Below are 19,689 nucleotides of genomic sequence, written 5' to 3'. Positions count from 1 at the left end.
CGTAAGGAGTACGCGTTTCTCTCGGGCGCCGGTTTCTCCGCCGGTAAAACGACACACCCGCGTGTGATCGCGGGACGGTGGCGGTGGAGACGCCGCGTCAGCCCGCGGCGGGGACGTCCTCCATGTGGGCGTGTAGCTGGTCGCGGCCGGAGATGCCGAGTTTCCGGTACACGTTGGACAGGTGGACTTCGACGGTCTTGACGGTGATGAACAGCCGCTGCGCGATCTCCCGGTTGCTGCCGCCCTCGCCGGCCAGCTTCGCGACGCGTCTTTCGCTCGGGGTCAGGCTTTCCGGGCCGGTGAGCGTGAGCGGGCGGGGTCTGGTGCCGGTGGCGCGCAGTTCCTCGGTCGCGGCCATGGCCAGCGGTCGCGCGCCGCAGCGGAACGCCTGCTCCCGGCCCGTGCCGATCAGGGCGATGCCCTCGCGCCTGGCGTTCGCCCGGCGCAGCGCCGAGCCGAGCGAGATCAGGGTCCTGGCGTGCTCAAGGCGCGCCACCGAGGGGGCCAGCACCTGGAGCGACTCGCGCAGCAGGTCCACTCCCTCCGGCCCGCCCCGCACCACGCCCGCGGCGCGCAACGCGCGGCCGAGCGGGCGGGGGGCGCCCCAGCGGCGGGCGAGCTCGATCTCCGCGGCGGCGTACTCCCACGCCTCCTCGGCCCGTCCCAGCGCGTGCAGGCACAGCGCCGCCTCCGACCGCCACGCCACGACGGCGGGGTTGCGCCCGCCGACCGCTTCGTAGCTCCGCCCCGCTTCCAGCGCGGCGCCGAGCGCCTCGTCGAAGCGGTGCTCCGCGCGCCAGATCAGCGCCCTGCTCTGCCAGATGTGCTGCAGGGTCTCGCTCTGCGGCCGCGCCGTGTCGAAGCCGTCCAGGATCCGTGCCGCGGCCTGCGGGCCGTCCTGCTCCAGCACGGCCTCGGCGAGCAGGGCGGTCGCCCGTGGAAGGAGGAGACCGGTGTGCGTCAGCCGGGCGATCCCGAGGCCCTCGCGCAGCTCCGCCACGGCCTCACCGAGGTCGCCGCGCAGGAGCCAGCCGCATCCCCTGATGTAGTGGTGGAAGCTGAGCATCGCCGCGGAACCGTGCCGCTGGGCCGCGGCCATGGCCTCGTTCACCGCGGCCATGCCCTCGTCGATGTCGGCGTAGAGCAGCGTGTAGAGCGGCCCGGCGAGCCCGCGCGCCTCGGTCGGGCGGGCGACCCGGGCGGCGGGGTTGGCGACCGCGCGCCGCGCCAGCGCCGGCCCCCGCGGGTCGCCGTGGTGCATGTCGTGCAACGCGATGGCCCCGTCGAGGATCGCGGCGCCGAGGGTGTCCGCCGGGGGCAGGTTCCGCAGCCGTTCCAGGCGGTCCTCGCTCAGACGGGCGCCGGGGACGGTGACGGCCGCGGACACGACCACCGTCTCCAGCCTGCGGCGCAGCTCGTCCTCCTCGTCGGAGAGCTCGTCGGGAAGCGCGTCGGAAAGCTCGCGGGCCAGGGTGGCGCCCTCTCCGCCCTTTCCCGCGTAGAGCATCGCCATGCCGGCGGTGGCGACGAGGTCGGCACGGGTGTGCGGGTCCTGCGCCATGGCCACCGCGGCCATGACGTGGTCCACGGCGGCCTTCAGGTCGAAGTGCACCGCGGCCAGCGCGGCGTCGACGGTGACCGCGAACCGCTCGTCCTCGGCGAGCGGCATGGTCAGGGTGTGCTTCAGGTAACCGTGGGCGTTCTGCGGCGCCCCGCGGGAGAGCGCGGCGGACGCGGCCTGGCGCAGGGTCTCCACGGCACCGGCGCCCTCCGGCGGTTGCAGCCGCAGCAGGTGGGCGGCGACCTCCTCGGCGGACGCGCCGGCTTCCGTCAGCAACCGGACGGCCGCCGTGTGCAGCGCCTTGGTGCGTGCGCGGTCCATGCGGTCGTACACGGCGGCCCCCACCAGCGGGTGCACGAAGTCGAACCGCTGGTGCAACCAGGACCCCGTCGGCCGTTCCAGGATGCTGGCCCGCTCCAGCACGGTCGTGGCCTCCAGCGCCTCCACCCTCGTCACGCCCGCGAGCGCGGTCAGGTGGGCCAGCGTCGCGTGCGGGCCGAGGGCCGCCACGGCCTCGGCCACGCCGACGTGCGCGGCGGGCAGCAACGCCAGCTCCAGCCCCACCCGCCGGGTCAGCGCGCGGGACCCGATGTCCTGCAACCTCGGCGCGTTCCCGGCCGTCGGCGCCATGCCGCCCGCGGCGGTGGCCCGGGCGGACTCGGTCACCAGCAGCGGGTTGCCGCCGGTCAGCGTGAGGCACGCCTCGGTGAACCCCGGCTCGGGCTCGCGGCCGAGGACGTCGCGCAGCACGGCGGCCACCCCTGCCCGGCTCAGCGGCCCGAGCTCCAGCACCTGCGACGCGCCGTCGGCGAGGATCAGGTCGAGCAGGGAGGTCTGCTCGGAGGTGGGGACCGGCCGGCTGCCGACGGCCACCAGCAGCGGCAGCCCCTCGACGCGGGGCAGCAGATAGGCGAGGAACCGCAGTGAGGACTCGTCCGCCCAGTGCAGGTCGTCGACCTGGAGGAAAACCGGCCCCGCCTCGCACACGTTGGCGAGGAGCCAGAAGAGCCCGTCCAGCAGGGCGAAGTCCCCGTACGTCTCCTCGCCGGCCTCGTGGCGGCGCAGCACCGACACCGCGGGCCCGGCGGGGCCCGACAGCCACGCCTCCCGCTCGGACGCGCGGGCCCGGGTCAGCAGCGGCTCGAAGAGCTGGCGGACCACGCCGAGGGTGTGGGTGCTCTCCAGACGGGACGCTCGCGCCGCGATCACCCGCACGCCCTGCCGCTCGGCGATCCGGCGCGCCTCGGTGAGGACCCGGCTCTTCCCCGACCCGGCCGCGCCCAGCACCGTGACGAAGTTGCCGGCGCAGACATCCAGGTCGTCGACCCATTGCCGTAGTCGCGACAGGTGCTGGTCACGTTCCACCAGCGGCACATCGTTCACAGCGGCAATCTTCCCAAATCGGTCTGCCCGGCGACAGGTTTCAGGACGGGACAGGGCCCGGGCACACACGGTTCGCGAGCGGAATGTCCGTGTTCGTGGTGTCCACCATCGAGAGGGACGCCCTGTCATCGGCATCCGCCGAGCCGGCGATGCCGCCAGGGAGCATGACACAGACCCCCAGCGAGAAAATATGCATTATTACCGGAATGACGGTAGCGCCGGAAACCAGGCGGGCAGCCCCGGGCTCACGCGCTGACGGCCTCCGCGGAGGAGTCGGACATGTGCGGGAGCAACTCCCCAAGCCGGCGCAGGGCCCGGTAGGTCCGGCTCTTGACCGTCCCCACGGGGATCCCGAGCTCCCTGCCGATCTCGGACTGCGTCATCTCGTGGTAGTACGCCAGGCGCAGGACCTCCTGCTCCTGTGTGGTCAGCCGGGTCAACGCCTGCCGCACCTGCCAGGTGAGCCAGTGTCTCTCCAGCGAGACGGGCAGGACGGCGAGCCGTGACTCGACGGCCGTGTCCAGCGGGGTCGCCGAGGAGGCGCGGCGGGTCCTGCGGTAGACGTCCACCGCGGTCCTGCGTGTGATCGTGAACAACCAGGGCTCCAGATCCCGCGTCGCGTCGAAGCTGCCGAGCGCCTGCCAGACCTTCACGAAGGTCTCCTGCACCGCGTCGGCCGCGAGCTCACGGTTGCCGAGGATGCTCATCGCCGCAGCGAACACCCCTCGGGAATAGCGGTCGTACATCTCGGTGAAGGCGTTCTCGTCTCCACGCCGGAACCGTTCAACGAACGTCTCACCGGCCGGCAGGGTCACAGGCATGGCACTCAGCTCCAGGGGCGACAGCAGGACTAACCGCCGCAAGCGTGCTCTCCAGGCCTGTCACCGCATTCCCGTCACCCTCCCAGGCCGCTGTCAACGGGCCTGAGAGGTGAACGACAGGTGAGAGATATCGCCGTGTCCCATGCTTCGAGGAACCCGCGATCGAGCGAAAGGACGCCCCGATGCACGTGAAGAGCCTGGGTACTCGCCGTCTCTCCCTGAACCACAGCCAGATCGTCCGCTGATCGAGTCCCCGCCGGGCGGGCGCGGCACCGCGCCCGCCCGGCGGACCGGAGAGCCGACCGATGCGTGAGCGGACACCAAGTCATCTCCTGACGACCTACGCCGACCGGCTCGCCGCCGCCGGCGAACTGCGCGGGCGCGGCGCGCTGAGAGAGGCGGCCGAGGCGCTCTCGTCGGTGGCGGGCGACCTCTCCGACAGCCCGCTGCCCGACACCGCCCCGGTGCACCGCCTCCGCTTCGCGGCGTGGCGGGACCTGGCGGAGGCCATGCTGATGCTCGGCGCGTACGACGAGGCGGAGAGCATCCTGCGCACAGCGGGCGAGTACGTCGCGCAGATGCTCGGGCCGGACTGCGTGGAGGTCGCCGTCGCCGCCAACGATCTCGGGGTGGTCCACAAGACCGTGGGACAACCGGCCGAAGCCCGCCGGATGTACGCCGAGGCGCACCGGATACTCGCCGGACGCGATCCGGAGAGCTACGAGATGGCCACCCTCCTGCACAATCTCGCCGGGCTGGCGCACAGCGAGGGCCGCTCGGCCGAAGGCGAGCGCGACGCGCGGGAAGCCGTGCGGCTGCGCACCGCGCTCCTCGGCGCCGGTCACATCGACGTCGCCGCCGACCTCGCCAACCTCGGCGCGCTGCTGGAGGCACAGGGCAAGCTGGACGAGGCCGAGGCGTGCTTCGACCGCGCTCTCGCCACCTTCGAGACGGTCTACGGCAGGCGCCATCGGGAGGTGGCGTTCAACCTCGGATGCCTCGCGGCGATCGCCGAGCGCCGCGGGCTGCACGCGCGGGCCGAGGACCTCTACCTGGAAGCGCTCGCCATCCAGAGATCCGTCGTCGGCGACGACCATCCCGAGACCATGGGCACGCTGAACAACCTCGCCTACCTGTACCTGGTCTCCGACCGGCACGCCAAGGCCAGGGAGGCCTACCGCACGGTCGTGGCCCTGCTGGAGCCGAAAGTGACGGCCGACCACCCGGTGCTGCGCTCCGCCCGGGGGCACCTGGCCGAGCTGACCCACCTCGGACGACCGTGACCGCCGCGGACCTCCGGCGGCGCTTCCTGGCGCTCGCGGTGCTCCAGTGGCTGCCCGGTGCCACGTTCTTCCCCGTCCTGGTGTTGCTGATGCGGGAACGCGGGCACTCGGTCGGCCAGATCGGCGTCATGTTCGCCGTCTTCGCGGCCGTCGTGCTCCTGCTCGAACTCCCCTCGGGCAGCGCGGCCGACGTGTACGGGCGGCGCCGCGTCCTGCTGCTGTCCGCGGCGGTCACCTGCGCCGCCTGCCTCCTCCTCGCCGTGGCCGAGACGATGGTGCCGTTCACGGCGGGGCTCGTGCTGGTCGCGATCGGCCGCGCCGCCGGCTCGGGTGTCCTCGAATCCTGGTACGTGGACACTCTCGGTGAGGCCGATCCCGGTGCCGCCTTCGAGCCGGGGCTCGCCCGCGGCCGCGCGGCGGGCGCCCTGTCCCTGGCCGGCGGCGCGCTGATCGGCGGGTTCTTCCCGGCCGTCAGCGGTTCACTGGCCGGGCCGGTGTGGCTCGCCGCCGGCTTCGCGGCGGTCCTCACCGTCGCCGTGGCCACCGTGATGACCGGAAGCGGACGGGCGCCCGCGTCCGGCGTCGGGGCCACGCTGCGGTCGGCCCTGCGGGCGAGCGTGCGGGACACGCTGCTGCTGCGGGTCCTGCTCTGCGCCTTCGGCGGCGGCGTGGCCGCCACCGTGCTTGAGGCGCTGTGGCCGCTGCGGGCCGCCGCGTCGACCGGTGACCCGCGGACCTCGGCGATGGCCTACGGCGTGGTGCTGTGCGCCGCGTTCGCGGCCGGAGCCGGGGGGACCGTCGCGGCGCCCACCGGCCCGCGCTTCACGAGGCCGAACGGGATCGCCCTGTTCATGATCCTGGTGGCTCTGTGCTACGCGGCGATGGCGTTCGTCACGCACATCATCGCGTTCGTCGTCCTTTTCCTGGCGATCCAGTGGCTGAGCGCCGTCGCGGACCTGCTGAGCGCGCTCGTGCTGCACCGCCGGGCCACGCCCGAGCAGCGGGTGACCGTGGCGTCGGTGGACTCGCTCGCGGCGCAGATCGGCGGCATCTGCGGATCGTCACTGCTCCTCGGCGCCGGGTCATACGACCAGTTCGCCGTCTGGGTCACCACGTCCGCCGCGGTGCTGCTGATCGCGCTTGCGATCCTCACCCGTGACCGGGCGCCCGCCGCCGAGCGGAACTAGGGGTGGCAGATCGAGGTCGTGCTCGCCGGGCCGCGGCCTGCGCAACGGATGACGCGGCGGGACACGCCCGATGTCCCGCCGCTGCACGGCCGGCGCGAGCCATCCGGACGCGGCTGGGAAGGCCCGGCCGCGGCCCGGCGCCGCCTCGACCTGGACCGCCTGGACCGCTCGGGCCGCCTGGCCGCGGGAGCGCATGAGATGGGCGGCGGCGCGTGCCCGGTAGCGCGCGGCGCGCTGGGGGTCGTTGATGCTGACGATCCGCGCGACGCTGTCCCGCACCACGTCATACAGCCGCACGGTCTCATCGGTGACGGGCAGCGCACGCAGCAGGTCCCACGCGTACGCGGCGTCGAGCCCCTCGTCGCGCACCATGGCGCCGAGCAGCGGCTCGGTCACCCGCTCCACCATGGACGCCGCCTCAAGCACGTGCCGCTGCTCGCGCGTCAGGCCCTGCCGGATCGCGGCGACGATGCTCTCGGCGACGGAGACGGGCAGGACCGCCGCGCCGGACGGCGGGCCGCCGTCCCGCGGGGCCGCCGCGGCGAGCGCCAGCGCCAGCGGGTAGCCGCCGGTCGCGCTCCTGAGCAGCGGCACCCGGTCCGGCTCGACGCCGACGTTCTCCAGGTACGCCGTGGACTCCTCCTCGCTGAACGGCCCGAGCCGCACCGTGCGCATCATGTCCCACCACTCCGGGGCGATGCTCCAGGACGCGTCCGGCGCCTCCCTGCCGGAGAGGATCGTCGTCCATCGGGTGGGGAGGGCGGGCAGGAACTCGGTGCGCAGCCACGACTCCAGCCCGCTCAGGTGTTCCATGGATTCGATCACCAGCACGCCGGCGCCGCGCCGCGCCAGCCCGTCCGCGACGCCCTCGACGGTGGCGGGGGCGGCGATCCGGCCCGCGACCGCTTCGAGGAACCGCTCCGGCGCCGCCCGCACGCCCGTCCCCTCCACGGTGATCCACTCCAGCGCCGGCGCCTGCCGCCGGGCCGCGGCCAGCAGGGCGGTCTTGCCGATCCCGGCGGGACCGTGCAGGTAAACGAGCACGACCGGGTCGGCCGGCCTCGTGGCCTCCCGCAGGACACGCAGTTCCCGGGCCCGGCCCGCGAACAGGCGGTCGCCCGCCGCCGACAGGCGCTGGGCGACCCGCGGGTAGGACGCGGGCCCGGGGTCCGGCGGGACGGCCGCGGGGACGCTCGCGCCGAGTTCCTGGCGGAGCATCGCGATCTCCAGGTCGCGCAGGATGGCGGACGGCTCCAGGCCGAGTTCGTCGGCGAGCAGCTTGCGGTAGCCGCGCAGGTGCGCCAGGGCGTCGGTCTGCCGTCCGGCGCGGTACAACGCCTCGACGAGGCTGCCGCGGGCCTGCTCGCGGAAGGGGTAGGCGTGGACGAACGTCTCAAGGACGGTCACCGCCTCACCGAACCGCGTCTCCGCGATCAACGCCGCCGCGAGCGCCTCGACGGCCTGGCAGCGCATCTCCTCCAGGCGGGTCGCCTGCCCGCTCACCGACGGCACGTCGCTCAGGCCCGAGAAGGCGTCCCCCCGCCACAGGGCGAGCGCCCGGCGCAGCAGCACCACGCGGGCGGCCGGCGAGGTGGCGGGCAGCGAGGCCTCGCGGACGAGGGACTCGAACCGCACCGAGTCAAGGACGGCGCCGTCCGCCTGCAGGACGTAGCCGAGCGGATGCGTCTGGATCGGGTCCGTGCCGTCCGGGCTGGTGCTGACCAGCAGGCGGCGGAGCCGGGAGACGAGATTGTGCAGCGCGGGCAGCGGCCGGACCGGCGGGGTCTCGTTCCACAGTTCCTCGACCAGGACCGAGCTCGGCACCGGGTGGCCGGGCGAGGCGGCGAGGGCGGCGAGAAGCCTGCGCTGGCTGCCGCCGGCCAGCTTGTACTGCCGGCCCTGCGCGTCGACGAGCTGGATCAGCCCGAGCACCTGGATCGACATCTCACACCTCGGCTTGCGTGGATCTTCTCGGCACGATCCCAGACTCGCAAGCGGCACCCCATGGACGCGTCAGTGGCCGCCCCTAAACATCACCCCTAGCAGCACCCCAATGCCGCCACCTGAGGGTGGTCCCCGCGCAGGTCAGGGCGATCGCGGGTGGTCAGCCGGTTGCCGGCGCCCTGATGGAACCGCCCCAGCACCCCACTCCGTACTGACTCCCGTGAAGTGGTGAGTTGCGGGGCGCCGCAACCAGGTCGCTGGAGCGGGAGGATCATGCGTACCCGGCAGGAGCTACCCGTGTCGATCGAGATCCGCCGGGACGACTGGCGCACTCTCCGACAGCAGATCGTCGACGGTTTCGCGTCGGCGATCGAGTCCGGGGTGTTGCTGCCCGGTGAGCGTCTGCCCTCGACGCGGACGGTGGCCGAAGGGCTCAAGGTCTCGCGCGGCGTCGTCCTGCTGGCCTACGAGCTGCTCATGGCCCGTGGCTACATCACCGGCAAGGAAGGCTCGGGAACGTTCGTGGCGCGGCGCGTGCAGGCCCGCCAGGCGCCCTCCGCCGACCCGGTCGCCCCGGCCGCGACGGTGGACCTCGTGCCGGGCCGCTGCGTCATGCGCGGTTTCCCCCTGGTCACCTGGCGGTCGGCGTGGCGGCAGGCGAGCCACTCGCCGCCCCGCCACACCGCGCCGAATCTCGGCCTGCCCGGGCTGCGCCAGGCGATCCGCCGCCGGGTCGAGTTCACCCGCGGGCACCCGCAGGGGTACCAGACCGCGGTATGCGCCACCCTGAAGGACTCGCTCCGGGTGGTCCTGGACGCCCTGGCGCCGGGGGCCGCGGTGGCGGTGGCGCAGCCGATGCCGCTCTCGTTGTGCCGGGCGCTCGCCGCGACCGGCCGCCCGCTGCTGCCGTTCGACGCCGAGGACACCGCGAGCCCCGCCGTCCCCGAGGAGGCGGGCGCGATCGTGGTGCTCACCGAGTCCCGCTACCTGACGAGCCGTACGGCCTCGGACGCCTGGCGGGACGGCCTCACGGCCTGGCACCACAGGACCGGCGGCGCGGTCGTCGAGGTCAACCTGGACGGCGCCACCCGGCCGGCGAACGCGCACATCCCGAGCCTGCTCGCCCACGTGCCCGCGCCGCACGCGGGGCTGGTCGGGGACTTCACCGCCCTGCTCAGTACCGAGATGCCGCTGTCGTACATGGTCGTGCCCTCCTCGGCCGCGCCCCTGGTGGAGTCGCAGATCGTGATCCGTGACCTGCGGCCCACGGCGCTGCACCAGCAGGTGCTCCAGCGCATGCTGGCCGACGGCAGCGTCCGGCGCAGGGCCGCCACGCTCGCGCGCCTCAACGAGCACGCCGCCACGCTGGCCGGGGAGGCGTTCGCCGGCACGCCGTACGCCGCCGTCTCCCCTCCCGCCTTCGACGGCGCGTTCGCGGTGCGGCTCCCCGCGGAGATACCCGCGGCGCGGGCCGTGCCGCCGGCGAAGGCCGCGGGGGTGCGCGTCTCCACCTTCGCCGGCCACGGTTTCGGCCCGCCGCGCGACAACGGGCTGGTGCTCCACGTGAACCACCTGGACGACGACGACGCCCGCGCGGCGTTGCACACGGTCGCCGGCGTCTGCCGTGACCTCGCCAGGGTCGCCGGCACCGCCGCGCCCGCGGCGTAGCAGTCCCGGCGCATGGGAGGCCGCGATGAGCCCAGAGAGCGACAATGGTGATCAAGATTCTGGGCCTGCTGGAGCTGGGCGGGACCGCCGGCCGGAGCCGCCGTCTGGTCGGCCGCGCCCAGCGCAGGCTGCTCGCCGTGCTGGCCGCGCACGCCGGGCGTCCCGTTCCCGCGGCCACGCTGGTGGAGAACGTGTGGGGAGCCGATCCGCCCAAGTGGCCGGACGCGGCCCTGCACAACCTGATCCTGCGGCTGCGGCGCACCCTGTCCGACTGCGATCCCGGCGGCGGCGCGCTGATCCAGACCCACGCCCGCGGCTACGTGCTGAACGTGGGTGAGGACGGGCTCGACTCGCTGCGTTTCGAGGCACTGGTGGGGCGAGCCGCGGACCGCGCGCCACGCGAGCGCGTCCAAACGCTGCGGGAGGCGCTCGGCCTGTGGCGCGGCGAGGCGTTCACCGGGTTCACCGAGCTGCCCGACGTGCTGGCCGAGGCCACCCGCCTGGAGGAGCTGCGGTGCCGCGCCGGCGAGACCCTGGGCGCCGGCCTCATCGAGCAGGAGCGTTCGGACGAGGCCATCGGCGTGCTGGAGCACACGGTGCGCGCCCACCCCCTGCGTGAGCAGGCGCGCCGCCTGCTCATCGAGGCGCTCTACAAGGTCGGGCGGCAGACCGACGCCCTGTCCCAACTGCACGCCTACCGCAGGGTCCTCGCCGACGAGCTCGGGCTCCGGCCGTCGGGCATGCTGCGGGACCTGGAGCTGGCGCTGCTGCGTCAGGAGATCGGCCACGACGCCCGGGGCGGGCCCCCGCTCGGGGAACCGCCGGGCCCCGAGAACTACGCCACGATCGGGCACCGGCTGTCGGTCGCGGCGGACCGGCTGTTCGTCGGCCGGGACGAGGAGGTGCGGTCGATCGCCGAGGCCGTGCGCGAGCGGAGCCCGGTGGCCGTCGTGTACGTCCACGGCCCCGGGGGGATCGGGAAGACCGCCGTGCTCGCCGCGGCCCGCCGCCGCACGCCGCGGCTCGGCTGGCTGACCGTCGAGGCGAGCGGGCTGGACCCCGTGCCGGAACGGTTCGTCGGGCAGGTCGCGGACCAGCTCGGCTGCCCGGCCACGCTGCACGCGCTGACCGACGAGATGGCCCGGCGGGGCACGGGTGTGCTCGCCGTGGACGAGGCCGAGCACCTCAAGACACTGGAGCCCTGGCTGAGGACGAGGTTCCTGCCCGCGCTGCCGGTCGGCTGGACGACCGTGCTGTGCGGCCGCCTCCCCCCGGACCCGGGATGGTTCACCACCCCGGAGTGGTGGGACCTGGCCCGCGAGATCCCCCTCGTGCCCCTGGACGACGGCGCGGCCACCACGTACCTGGAACGTGCCGGGGTCGGCCGGGAGTCGATCGGCGTGGTGCGGTCGCTGGCGGGCGGCTACCCGGTGGCCCTGGCGCTGTTCGCCACGGCGGCGCTGGACGGGCGGCTGCCCGGACCGGACGGCGCGCCGCCGCTCGCCGAGTCGGAGAGGCTCGCCGCTCTCGCGAGGGAGCGGCTTTCCGCGCAGGAGCGCCGGGTCCTGGACGCCGCCTGCGTGGTGCGGCACGTGACCCTGCCGGTCCTGCGTGCGCTCCTCGCGGGTGAGCCGCTCGACGTGGGCCGGGCATGGGACCTGCTGCGTGGGCTGCCGTTCAGCGAGATGACCGAGACCGGCATCCGCATCCACGCGGCGATGCGCGACAGCGTGGCCCGCACCCTCGACGCTCGCGACCCCGCGAGGGCCGCCGCCTATCGCGCACGCGTCCCCGGCCACGTGCCGTCCCGGGCGTGAGACCACCCCGCGCGCGGCCACGTGCCCCGGCCGGCCGGCCGCGCCGTCCGGGCCGCGAACCCGCCACCGCGCCGGACACGCTCAGCGCGCGGGGACGTCCCGCCGCCGGGCCGCCGGGCCGTCCGGAGCGCGAACCCGCCAGCGCGCCGGACAGGTTCGGAGGGCTGGCGGAGTGCTTCGAATCGGAGGACCCGCTGCTGGTGTCGCTGGCCGGGCCGGCCGCCGAGCTGGTCGCCGGAGCGGACCGCCGACCGGTCCCGCCGATTCCGCCGGATATCGGATCAGCCGTGTTCCTGCTCGCGACGTTAGCGTTTCGGCGCATGAGACAGAGCACCGGCCGGTCGGGGGCCGCGGGGATGGCGGCCGGGGCGATGTTCCTCGTCGGCACGCTCACCGCCGTGTCCGGTCTGATCGGCGACTACCCCGTGTACGGCGGGCAGGCGGTCCGCTACCTCGCCGCGGCGACGGTCCTGCTGCTCGTGGCCCGGCTGACCGGCCTGCGGTTCCCTCGGCTCACCGTCCGGGAGGCGTCGCTGCTGGCCGCGCTCTCGCTCACCGGGGTGGTGCTGTTCAACGTCTCGGTCATCGAGGCCACCCGGCACGCGGGCCCGGGTCTGGTCGGCACGGTCCTCGGCGCGGCCCCGCTCGTCCTCGCCCTGCTCAGCGGCCGCCGTCCCGACCCTCGCACCCTGGCAGGCGCCGCGGTGGTGGTGGCCGGCGCCGTGCTCGCCACCGGCCTCGGCACCGGCAACCTGCCCGGTCTGCTCTGGTCGCTCGCCGCCCTCGCGTTCGAGGTGTGCTACTCCCTGCTGGCCCTCCCGCTGCTCCCCCGCCTCGGGGCGGTGCGCGTGGCCGCGTACGCGACGGTGATCGCGGTGCCGATCCTCACGGTCATCGGCCTCACCGCCGACGGCACCGCCTTCCTGCGCGTCCCGACCACCGAGGAGACCCTCGGCCTCGGCTACCTCGCGCTGGTGGTGACGACCGTCGCCTTCTACCTCTGGTACACCGCGCTCCCCCGTCTCGGGCCCGGCGTCGCCGGCCTGTTCGCCGGACTGATCCCGGTGGGTGCCATCGTCACCGGCATGGTGCTCGGACTCGCCATCCCGTCCCCCGCCGACCTGCTCGGCGCGGGCCTGGTCATCGCGGGCATCGCGATCGGGGTGCGCGGCGGGCGCCCTCGCCCCGCCCGCCGCGCCCCGCGGGGCCGGGAGCTCAGCGAGTCCGGCACACTGTGAGCGACCTCGCCGACGCCTGTACGGACATCAGGGTGTCCCCCGGTCTCACCTGGGCCGCCAGCCCGGTGAGCGGAGCAGGCGGCCGAGGCGTTCGCGCCAGGTGGGGGCGCGGGAGAGGTCGCGGGCGATCGAGGCGTACTCGTGGAAGGCGATCCGCAGCGGGTTGTGGGTGCCGATGTTCTTCGTCAGGCCGTAGACGGGTTTCTCCGTCTCCGGGGCGAAGGAGCCGAAGAGCCGGTCCCAGACGATGAGGATGCCGCCGAAGTTGCGGTCCAGGTAGCCGCCCTGGGAGGCGTGGTGCACGCGGTGGTGGGACGGTGTGTTGAGCGCGAACTCGAACCACCGGGGCAGCCGGCCGACGCGTTCGGTGTGGATCCAGAACTGGTAGACCAGGTTGACCCCGCCGCAGAAGGCCAGCGCGGCGGGGTGCACGCCGCAGGCGATCAGCGGCAGGTAGAAGACCCACGCGGTGAAGCCGGTCCAGGGCTGGCGCAGGGCGGTCGACAGGTTGAACCGCACGCTGGAGTGGTGGACGACGTGCGAGGCCCACAACAGGCGCACCACGTGGTGCGAGCGGTGCGACCAGTAGTAGAAGAAGTCCTGGGCGACCAGGGTGAGCAGCAGCGACTGCCAGGTGACGGGCACCTTCAGTGGCGTGGCCGTATGCACGGCGGAGTAGACCAGCGCCGGGAGCAGGCCCCAGAGCAGGTCGAAGACCAGGCTGCCCACACCCATGGACAGGCTGGCCGCGGTGTCCCTGCCGGTGTACCCCAGTTCGTCCTCGTCGGGACGCAGCCGGAACGACAGGGCCTCCAGCGCGGCGAGCACGAGGAAGGCGGGGACGGACCACAGGACGACGTTCGGCAGTTCCGGCATGCCCGCGAGGACGCCTTTCCGCTGGTCGGGACGGGCTGATGACGTTTCCGTGGAAAAGGTGATGGCCAGGGCGGCTCCCCCAGCCCTGGCCATCACGTCCGGTGGGACCTCAGCCGGCCGGCGGGAAGGACCCGGCGGGCAGCGAGTCGTGGAACTGCACGAACTGCCAGGTGCCGTCGGCCGGGTTCTTCTCCAGGGTGGCGGTGAACCGGATGGAGACGACGTTCGGCCCGCCTCCCGGGCCCGCGGGCATCGCCACGTCCACCCAGGTGAACACCCAGCCGAGGGTTCCCTCACGGTTGTGGTTGATGGTCTGCACCCGGTACCTGATCCCGGTCGGGGCGGGCTCCTGCTGGAACGCCCTCATGAGCACCTGGGCGATCTGCTGCTTGCCGATGGCGATCTCGTTCTCCTGGGTGCCGAGCACCGTCGTGTCGGGGCGGTCGGAGAAGGCCTTCAGCGCCTCACGGAGATTCTCGGTGAGATAGTCGTGGGCGTACTTGTCGAGCGTCCGCATGATTCCCTGCTTCGGTGTCACGTCCGGCTCGTCCGTCGCCTGGGCCAGGCCCGCCGTGGGCACGAACAGCGCCATCGCACACGTCCCCGCCACGACCGCGGCCTTGAACCTACGGTTCTTCACCGGTTCTCCCCTCAGCTTGTGATCTTTCCGACGGCAACAACTCTCCCTAACCCCACCGAGCCGACAAAGATCCACAAAGCACCTAGATGACCGGGGGTAATGGACCACGCGACCGGCACGAACCGATGGACGTCACGTTTCCGTAGACCATCCCGTGGCTTGGCGCCACTCGTGAATCCATTCGCTGCCCTGGAGGCCGCTTGCGTGCCATCGCGCTCCGAACAGCCGCCGTCCTCACCGTCCTCACGGTGTCGATCACGGCTTCGCCCGCCGCCGCCGATCCGCCCGTCCGCCGGGACGGCGGCCCGGCCGCGGCCCAAGCCGCCCGGCCGCCACACGCCCGCGCCACCGGGACGAACCGCCCCCGGGGGGAGCAGGGGTATCCCCGGCGGACCGAACTGCGGGTCTTCGAGGAGGTCCCCGACGAGTCCGTCGAGCTCGGGCTGGTCCCCTACCACGCGCTCGCACCCAAGCTCAACACCTTGCAGTCGGTGAGCGACCGCGTGTCGGTCGAGGTGGCCGGTGAGTCCGTGCTCGGCCGCGACCTCTACCTGGTCACCCTGACGGCCCCGGAGACCCCGGAGCAGGCCGCCGAGCAGACCGCCTGGCGCGACGAGATCCGCGACGACCCCGAAGCCGCCGCGCGCGACCCCCGGCTCCGCGCCGGGTACAAGACGCCGTTGTGGGTCAACGCCAACATCCACGGCAACGAGTGGGAGGGCACCGACGGCGCGCTGCGCGTCATCGAGCACTTCGCCACCACGACCGACGACGCGGCGCTCGCCCTGCTGCGGCGCAACCGGATCCACATCAGCCTGAGCTCCAACCCCGACGGCCGGGTCGCCGGGTCGTACTTCAACGCCGAGGGTTTCAACCTCAACCGCGACTTCGTCACCGCCTCCCAGCCGGAGACACGGGCGATGCGGGACACGCTGATCCGCACCCAGCCGCTGCTCATGCTGGACGAGCACGGCTACGTGGCCGGCACCCTCATCGAGCCGACCACGCCGCCGCACGGCCAGAACTACGACATGGACCTGTTCATCGGGCACGGGCTCGACGCGGCGCTGCGCATGGAACAGGCCGTGGAGGCGCTCGGCCACCCCGAGACGGCCGACCCGGTCATCCCGTTCCGCGACCTGCCGCCCGGTGACTGGGACGGCTGGGCGCCCTTCTACACCGCGCAGTACGCGATGTACCACGGCGCCGTCTCCTCCACCGTGGAGATCCCGCTGCAGATGAACAACCAGCCTCCGGGCACCGACCTGATCGGCCGCGGGCGCAAGAACACCGACGTGGTGGAGGCGACGATCCAGGCGGCGCTCGGGTACGTGGACGAGCACCGCACCGAGCTGATCGACGGCCAGATCGAGATGTTCCGGCGCGGCGCGGCGGGCGAGCCGCAGCGGCACGTGCCCGACGGCTTCGTCCCCGGGTGGGGGCCCGAGGACCGGTACACCACCGAGTTCCCCCGCGCCTACGTCGTCCCCACCGGGGACGGGCAACGCTCGGCGACCGCCGCGGCGCGGCTGGTGGACCACCTGGTGGCCAACGACGTCCGGGTACGTCAGGCCGACCGGCCGTTCACGCTCGGCGGGCGTTCCTACCCGGCCGGGTCCTACCTGGTGGACATGCACCAGCCGAAACGTGCCCTCGCCAACGTCATGCTGGAGACCGGCGCCGACATCTCCGGCCGGGTCCCCGCGTCCTTCGACACCGCCGCCTGGAGCCACCGCCTCCTGTGGGGCGCGACCGTCGACGTCGTGGCGTCCGGGCCGGCCGCCCTGCCGGGCCACGACGTGACCGCCGCCTCCCCCACCGGCGGCGTGGACGGGCCGCCCGGCGCGGACCTGGCGATCCGCCCGGTGGACGCCAAGGACGTCGCCGCGGTCAACGCCCTGCTCGGGCAGGGGGTGACGCTGCGCCGCCGCGCCGACGGGACCTTCGTCGTCCCCGCGGGCGCGCGACGGCAGGCGGCCGAGGCCGCCGAGCGCTTCGGCGTGCGATTCCGCGCCGCCGGGCCGGGTGAGCCCGGGGTGACGGCCCGCAGGCCCGTCGTCGCCGCGGCCGTCGCCCCCGAGGAACTGGTCGCGCTGCGCGGCATGGACTTCGACGTCCGCCCGGTGTCCACCGAGATCGCCAACGCCGGGTTCGACTGGTCGGGCGTGGACGTGCTGCTGGTCTCCTCGGGGTTGCAGGCCGCCCAGCTCACCGCGGACGCGCGCCGGGCCCTGGACGAGTTCCTCGCCAGGGGCGGCGTGGTCACCCGGGGACTCACAGGGACGACGTTCAACGACCAGACCGGGCTGCTGCCCGTGACGGCGAAGGCGGGACCCAGCCGGGCCAGCGGCCTGGTGTCCGTGCTCAACGGCTCCGGGCCGATCGTGGCGGACGCGCCGCCGCACTCGCTGGTGTCGCGCCCGATCTGGTTCACCGCGCTCGGCGCGGGCGTGACCGCCGAACAGCGGTACGGCCCCGGCGACCCGCTGGTGGCCGGGCACTGGCGCCCCTTCGCGGACGGCACCGGTGGGTCCGGCGAGGCGGCCGGGCGGCCCTCGGTGGTCTCCGGCACGTCGGAGCAGGGGACACGGGTCGTGCTGTTCGGCACCGAACCGCTGTTCCGCGACCACCCGAAGGGCCTCTACGCGCAGCTCGCCGCGGCCGTCTTCTGGGCCATGCGGCAATGATTTCCCGGATTCACCGCGATCCGGCGGAACTCTCCCTGCACTGACCGCCGTATAGCAGGAAGAGTGAGGGTGATGGGGGTGGTGACCGGGCAGGAGCGTGACCCCGCCCGGTCACCGCACCCCAGGGCTCAGCGCACGATCAGGCTGTGGTTCAGGCTGATGCCACGGCAGTACTCATCCATCTCGCTCACCTCCGGCGGGGGTCCCGGGGAAAACCGACACCCCCAGTTTCGGACCGTCCCCTGTCGATGACCTGTCAGTTCCCCCTGCGGTGGGGAACCAGGGCGCCGGCGGCTCCGTACTGCCGGGACGGAGAACCATCCTCACCTGCGTTCGGGGAGCACACATGCCTTCTTCATTTCCCTCCGGGGTGCGCCTGGCCGCGCTCACCGCGCTCACCGCGGCGGCCGTGGGCGTGCCGGCCGTCGCCGGGCAGGCGGCCGCAGCCACGGCCACGGTCAGCCGCGTGGCCGGAGTCGTCACCTACGTCGGGACGGCCGCGGCCGACGACGTCCGGGTCGAGCGGGACTTCCTCCGCCCCGGGCAGCCGGTCGTCGCCGTCACCGGTTCCGCCCAGCTCACCCCCGGCCCAGGCTGCCACCGCCCCGCGGGCGCGCCGGTCACCCTCGTGCACTGCGGGTACACCGCGAGCAGAGTCGACGCCCGGCTCGGCGCCGGCAGCGACAGCTTCCGCAGCACCATCCCGCTGAGCGGCACCGTCGACGGCGGGACCGGCGCGGACACCTTCCACGCCGGCGTCGCCGCCGGGCCGAGCGCCATCGCCTACACCGGCGGGGACGGCTTCGACACCGTCGACTACACCGGCGCCACCAGCGGCATCGTCGCCGACCTCGGCGCGCCCGCCCCCGACGGCCGGCCGGAGAACGCCGACAAGGACAGCCTGACCACCGTGGAGCGGGTGCTCGGCAGCCGCCACAACGACACGCTCACCGGCGACGACAAGGCCAACCTGCTCGTCGGCGGCACCGGGGCGGACCGCCTGTCCGGCGGCGGCGGCCACGACATCCTGGACGCCAGGGACGGCATGCACGACAAGCGAATCGACTGCGGCGCCGACGTCGGTGACCTCGCACGCACCGACGAGAGCACCGACGAGCAGAAGGACGACCCCACCCCCATCGGATGCGAGAGCGTGACCCGCTGATCGCGATCCGATGAGACGGCGCGGGTGAGCACAACTCCCCGCGCCGTCCGCATGCCTGCCACAAACCGGTCAAGCCTGGCGTGTCGTACTCCTCCATAAGAGGAAAGCGATGACAAAGGCAGGAACCATGACCAGGCTAGGCCCCCTTCTCACGCTGGCAGGCGGTGCGGCGGTCACCGCGGCGCTGGCCGTGCTCAGCGGCCCGGCCGTCGGCGCGACGGCCGCAGGCGCGATCACCGATCCGCCGCCTCCCGCCGCGGCGAGCCCACCCGCCGCGGACGGCGCGACCCCGGCCGCCACCCCCGGGCCGACGGCCGCCACCCCCGGGCCCACGGCCACCGCGCCCGTGGCTCCCCGGAAGGCCGACTACGCCGGGCGGGTGCGCGGCAGGCCCGGTCTGATCGCCGTCTCCGTCCGCGGCGGCGACGCGATCGCGTACTTCTGCGACGGCAGGACCGAAGCCTGGTTCCAGGGCGAGGTCAAGGACGGCGGCGTGACCCTGGACGGCTTCGGCGGCGCCACGGTCACGGCGGAGTTCGCCGGGGGCCGGGCGAGGGGTGAGCTGACGCTGGACGGGAAGTCCTGGGCGTACACCGCGCCCGCCGTCACCAAGCCCTCCGGGCTCTACCGGGCGACCGCCCTGGTACGCGGCGCCCGGCTGGACGGCGCCTGGATCTACCTGCCGGACGGCACCCGGGTCGGCCGGGTCGGCCTCGACGGCAACCTGTTCCCCGCGGACATCCCCGGCCCCGGCCAGACCACGGTGATCTACGGCGCCGAGATCGACCCCCAGGACGTCGACGAGTTCTTCGGAGGCGGCGAATGACCGGGACCATCCCCGGGCCCCGGCCGGGAAGCCGTCTCTCACCCGGTGTGACGGCTCTGCTGGTACCCGCCCTGGCCGGTGTCCTCACCGGCGTCAGCCTCGGCGTGTACGGCGAGCTGCACAAGCCCACCGGTTACGCCGTCAGCGTGGCAGGCTTCTCCGGCCCGCTCGCGATGAAGGCCTGGCTGACCACCGGCGTCTTCGTCCTGGCCCTGGCGCAGGTCTTCTCCGCGCTGGTGATGTGGGGCAGGATCACGCTGGACCTGCCCTGGATCGGCGCCGTGCACCGCTGGTCGGGCCGCCTGGCCTTCCTGCTGTCCCTCCCGGTCGCCTTCCACTGCCTGTACGCGCTCGGCGCGGCCTACGACTCGCCCCGGGTGATGATCCACTCCGTCCTCGGCTGCTTCTTCTACGGCCTGTTCGTCACGAAGATGCTGGCCCTGCCCAGGAAGGGCCTCCCGGGCTGGGCCCTGCCCGTCGCGGGCGGGCTGGCCTTCACCGCGCTCGCCGGGCTCTGGCTGACCTCCTCGGTGTGGTTCTTCACCACCATCGGGGTCACCTTCTGAGCGGTCGCGACTCCCACGGGGGACGGG

At 73.7% G+C, this 19,689-nt stretch carries 14 protein-coding genes; 9 read left to right on the top strand and 5 right to left on the bottom strand.

Annotated elements, in window-relative coordinates; genetic code table 11:
* Positions 1–97: 97 nt before the first annotated feature.
* Both ABGB17_RS11350 and ABGB17_RS11345 read right to left on the bottom strand, forming a co-directional pair.
* Complete coding sequence (locus tag ABGB17_RS11350; RefSeq protein WP_347628259.1) at positions 98–2,944, bottom strand: AAA family ATPase; 2,847 nt, start codon at positions 2,942–2,944, stop codon at positions 98–100.
* Positions 2,945–3,189: 245 nt separating this feature from the next.
* A complete protein-coding gene (locus ABGB17_RS11345; RefSeq protein ID WP_347628257.1) occupies positions 3,190–3,807 on the bottom strand; it encodes a sigma-70 family RNA polymerase sigma factor in 618 nt (205 codons plus the stop codon).
* Between the two features lie 263 nt (positions 3,808–4,070).
* Here ABGB17_RS11345 and ABGB17_RS11340 point away from each other — a divergent pair, with 263 nt between their 5' ends.
* Positions 4,071–5,048: a tetratricopeptide repeat protein gene (locus ABGB17_RS11340; protein WP_347628255.1), complete on the top strand. Its 978-nt coding sequence runs from the start codon at positions 4,071–4,073 to the stop codon at positions 5,046–5,048.
* Complete coding sequence (locus tag ABGB17_RS11335; protein WP_347628253.1) at positions 5,045–6,235, top strand: MFS transporter; 1,191 nt, start codon at positions 5,045–5,047, stop codon at positions 6,233–6,235. The genes ABGB17_RS11340 and ABGB17_RS11335 overlap by 4 nt, the downstream gene beginning before the upstream one ends.
* Here the strand turns inward: ABGB17_RS11335 and ABGB17_RS11330 are convergent.
* Complete coding sequence (locus ABGB17_RS11330) at positions 6,131–8,179, bottom strand: BTAD domain-containing putative transcriptional regulator (protein WP_347628251.1); 2,049 nt, start codon at positions 8,177–8,179, stop codon at positions 6,131–6,133. The genes ABGB17_RS11335 and ABGB17_RS11330 overlap by 105 nt on opposite strands.
* A 297-nt stretch (positions 8,180–8,476) precedes the next feature.
* Between ABGB17_RS11330 and ABGB17_RS11325 the strand changes: the two genes are divergently transcribed.
* The 3 genes from ABGB17_RS11325 (at position 8,477) to ABGB17_RS11315 (ending at position 12,902) form a co-directional block, all read left to right on the top strand.
* The gene (locus ABGB17_RS11325; protein ID WP_347628249.1) at positions 8,477–9,847 is read left to right on the top strand and encodes a GntR family transcriptional regulator; all 1,371 of its coding nucleotides are present in this window, start codon (positions 8,477–8,479) and stop codon (positions 9,845–9,847) included.
* Positions 9,848–9,891: 44 nt separating this feature from the next.
* Positions 9,892–11,664, top strand: coding sequence for a BTAD domain-containing putative transcriptional regulator (locus tag ABGB17_RS11320; protein ID WP_347628247.1), 1,773 nt, complete (start codon positions 9,892–9,894; stop codon positions 11,662–11,664).
* Between the two features lie 320 nt (positions 11,665–11,984).
* The gene (locus ABGB17_RS11315) at positions 11,985–12,902 is read left to right on the top strand and encodes a DMT family transporter (protein ID WP_347628245.1); all 918 of its coding nucleotides are present in this window, start codon (positions 11,985–11,987) and stop codon (positions 12,900–12,902) included.
* A gap of 45 nt (positions 12,903–12,947) precedes the next feature.
* On the opposite strand, the gene ABGB17_RS11310 is transcribed toward ABGB17_RS11315, so the two are convergent.
* Together ABGB17_RS11310 and ABGB17_RS11305 are read right to left on the bottom strand one after the other, a co-directional pair.
* Positions 12,948–13,778: a sterol desaturase family protein gene (locus tag ABGB17_RS11310; RefSeq protein WP_347628243.1), complete on the bottom strand. Its 831-nt coding sequence runs from the start codon at positions 13,776–13,778 to the stop codon at positions 12,948–12,950.
* A gap of 109 nt (positions 13,779–13,887) precedes the next feature.
* Positions 13,888–14,418 carry a nuclear transport factor 2 family protein gene (locus ABGB17_RS11305; RefSeq protein ID WP_347628241.1) on the bottom strand — a complete coding sequence of 177 codons (531 nt, stop codon included), beginning with the start codon at positions 14,416–14,418 and terminating at the stop codon, positions 13,888–13,890.
* A 200-nt stretch (positions 14,419–14,618) separates the two neighbouring features.
* Between ABGB17_RS11305 and ABGB17_RS11300 the strand changes: the two genes are divergently transcribed.
* The 4 genes from ABGB17_RS11300 to ABGB17_RS11285 all read left to right on the top strand — a co-directional run bounded on the left by ABGB17_RS11300 (position 14,619) and on the right by ABGB17_RS11285 (position 19,662).
* On the top strand, positions 14,619–17,105 hold the full coding sequence (locus ABGB17_RS11300; protein ID WP_347628239.1) for a M14 family zinc carboxypeptidase: 2,487 nt from the start codon (positions 14,619–14,621) through the stop codon (positions 17,103–17,105).
* 346 nt (positions 17,106–17,451) lie between these two features.
* Entirely contained in the window at positions 17,452–18,270 is an 819-nt protein-coding gene (locus ABGB17_RS11295) for a hypothetical protein (protein ID WP_347628237.1), read from the top strand.
* A 127-nt stretch (positions 18,271–18,397) separates the two neighbouring features.
* Complete coding sequence (locus ABGB17_RS11290) at positions 18,398–19,096, top strand: hypothetical protein (RefSeq protein ID WP_347628235.1); 699 nt, start codon at positions 18,398–18,400, stop codon at positions 19,094–19,096.
* A gap of 47 nt (positions 19,097–19,143) precedes the next feature.
* A complete protein-coding gene (locus ABGB17_RS11285; protein WP_347628233.1) occupies positions 19,144–19,662 on the top strand; it encodes a DUF6529 family protein in 519 nt (172 codons plus the stop codon).
* Positions 19,663–19,689: the final 27 nt, after the last annotated feature.

The sequence above is a fragment of the Sphaerisporangium sp. B11E5 genome (genome assembly GCF_039871875.1).
GTDB lineage: Bacteria > Actinomycetota > Actinomycetes > Streptosporangiales > Streptosporangiaceae > Sphaerisporangium.
This window is presented reverse-complemented; position numbering and strand designations above follow the sequence as displayed.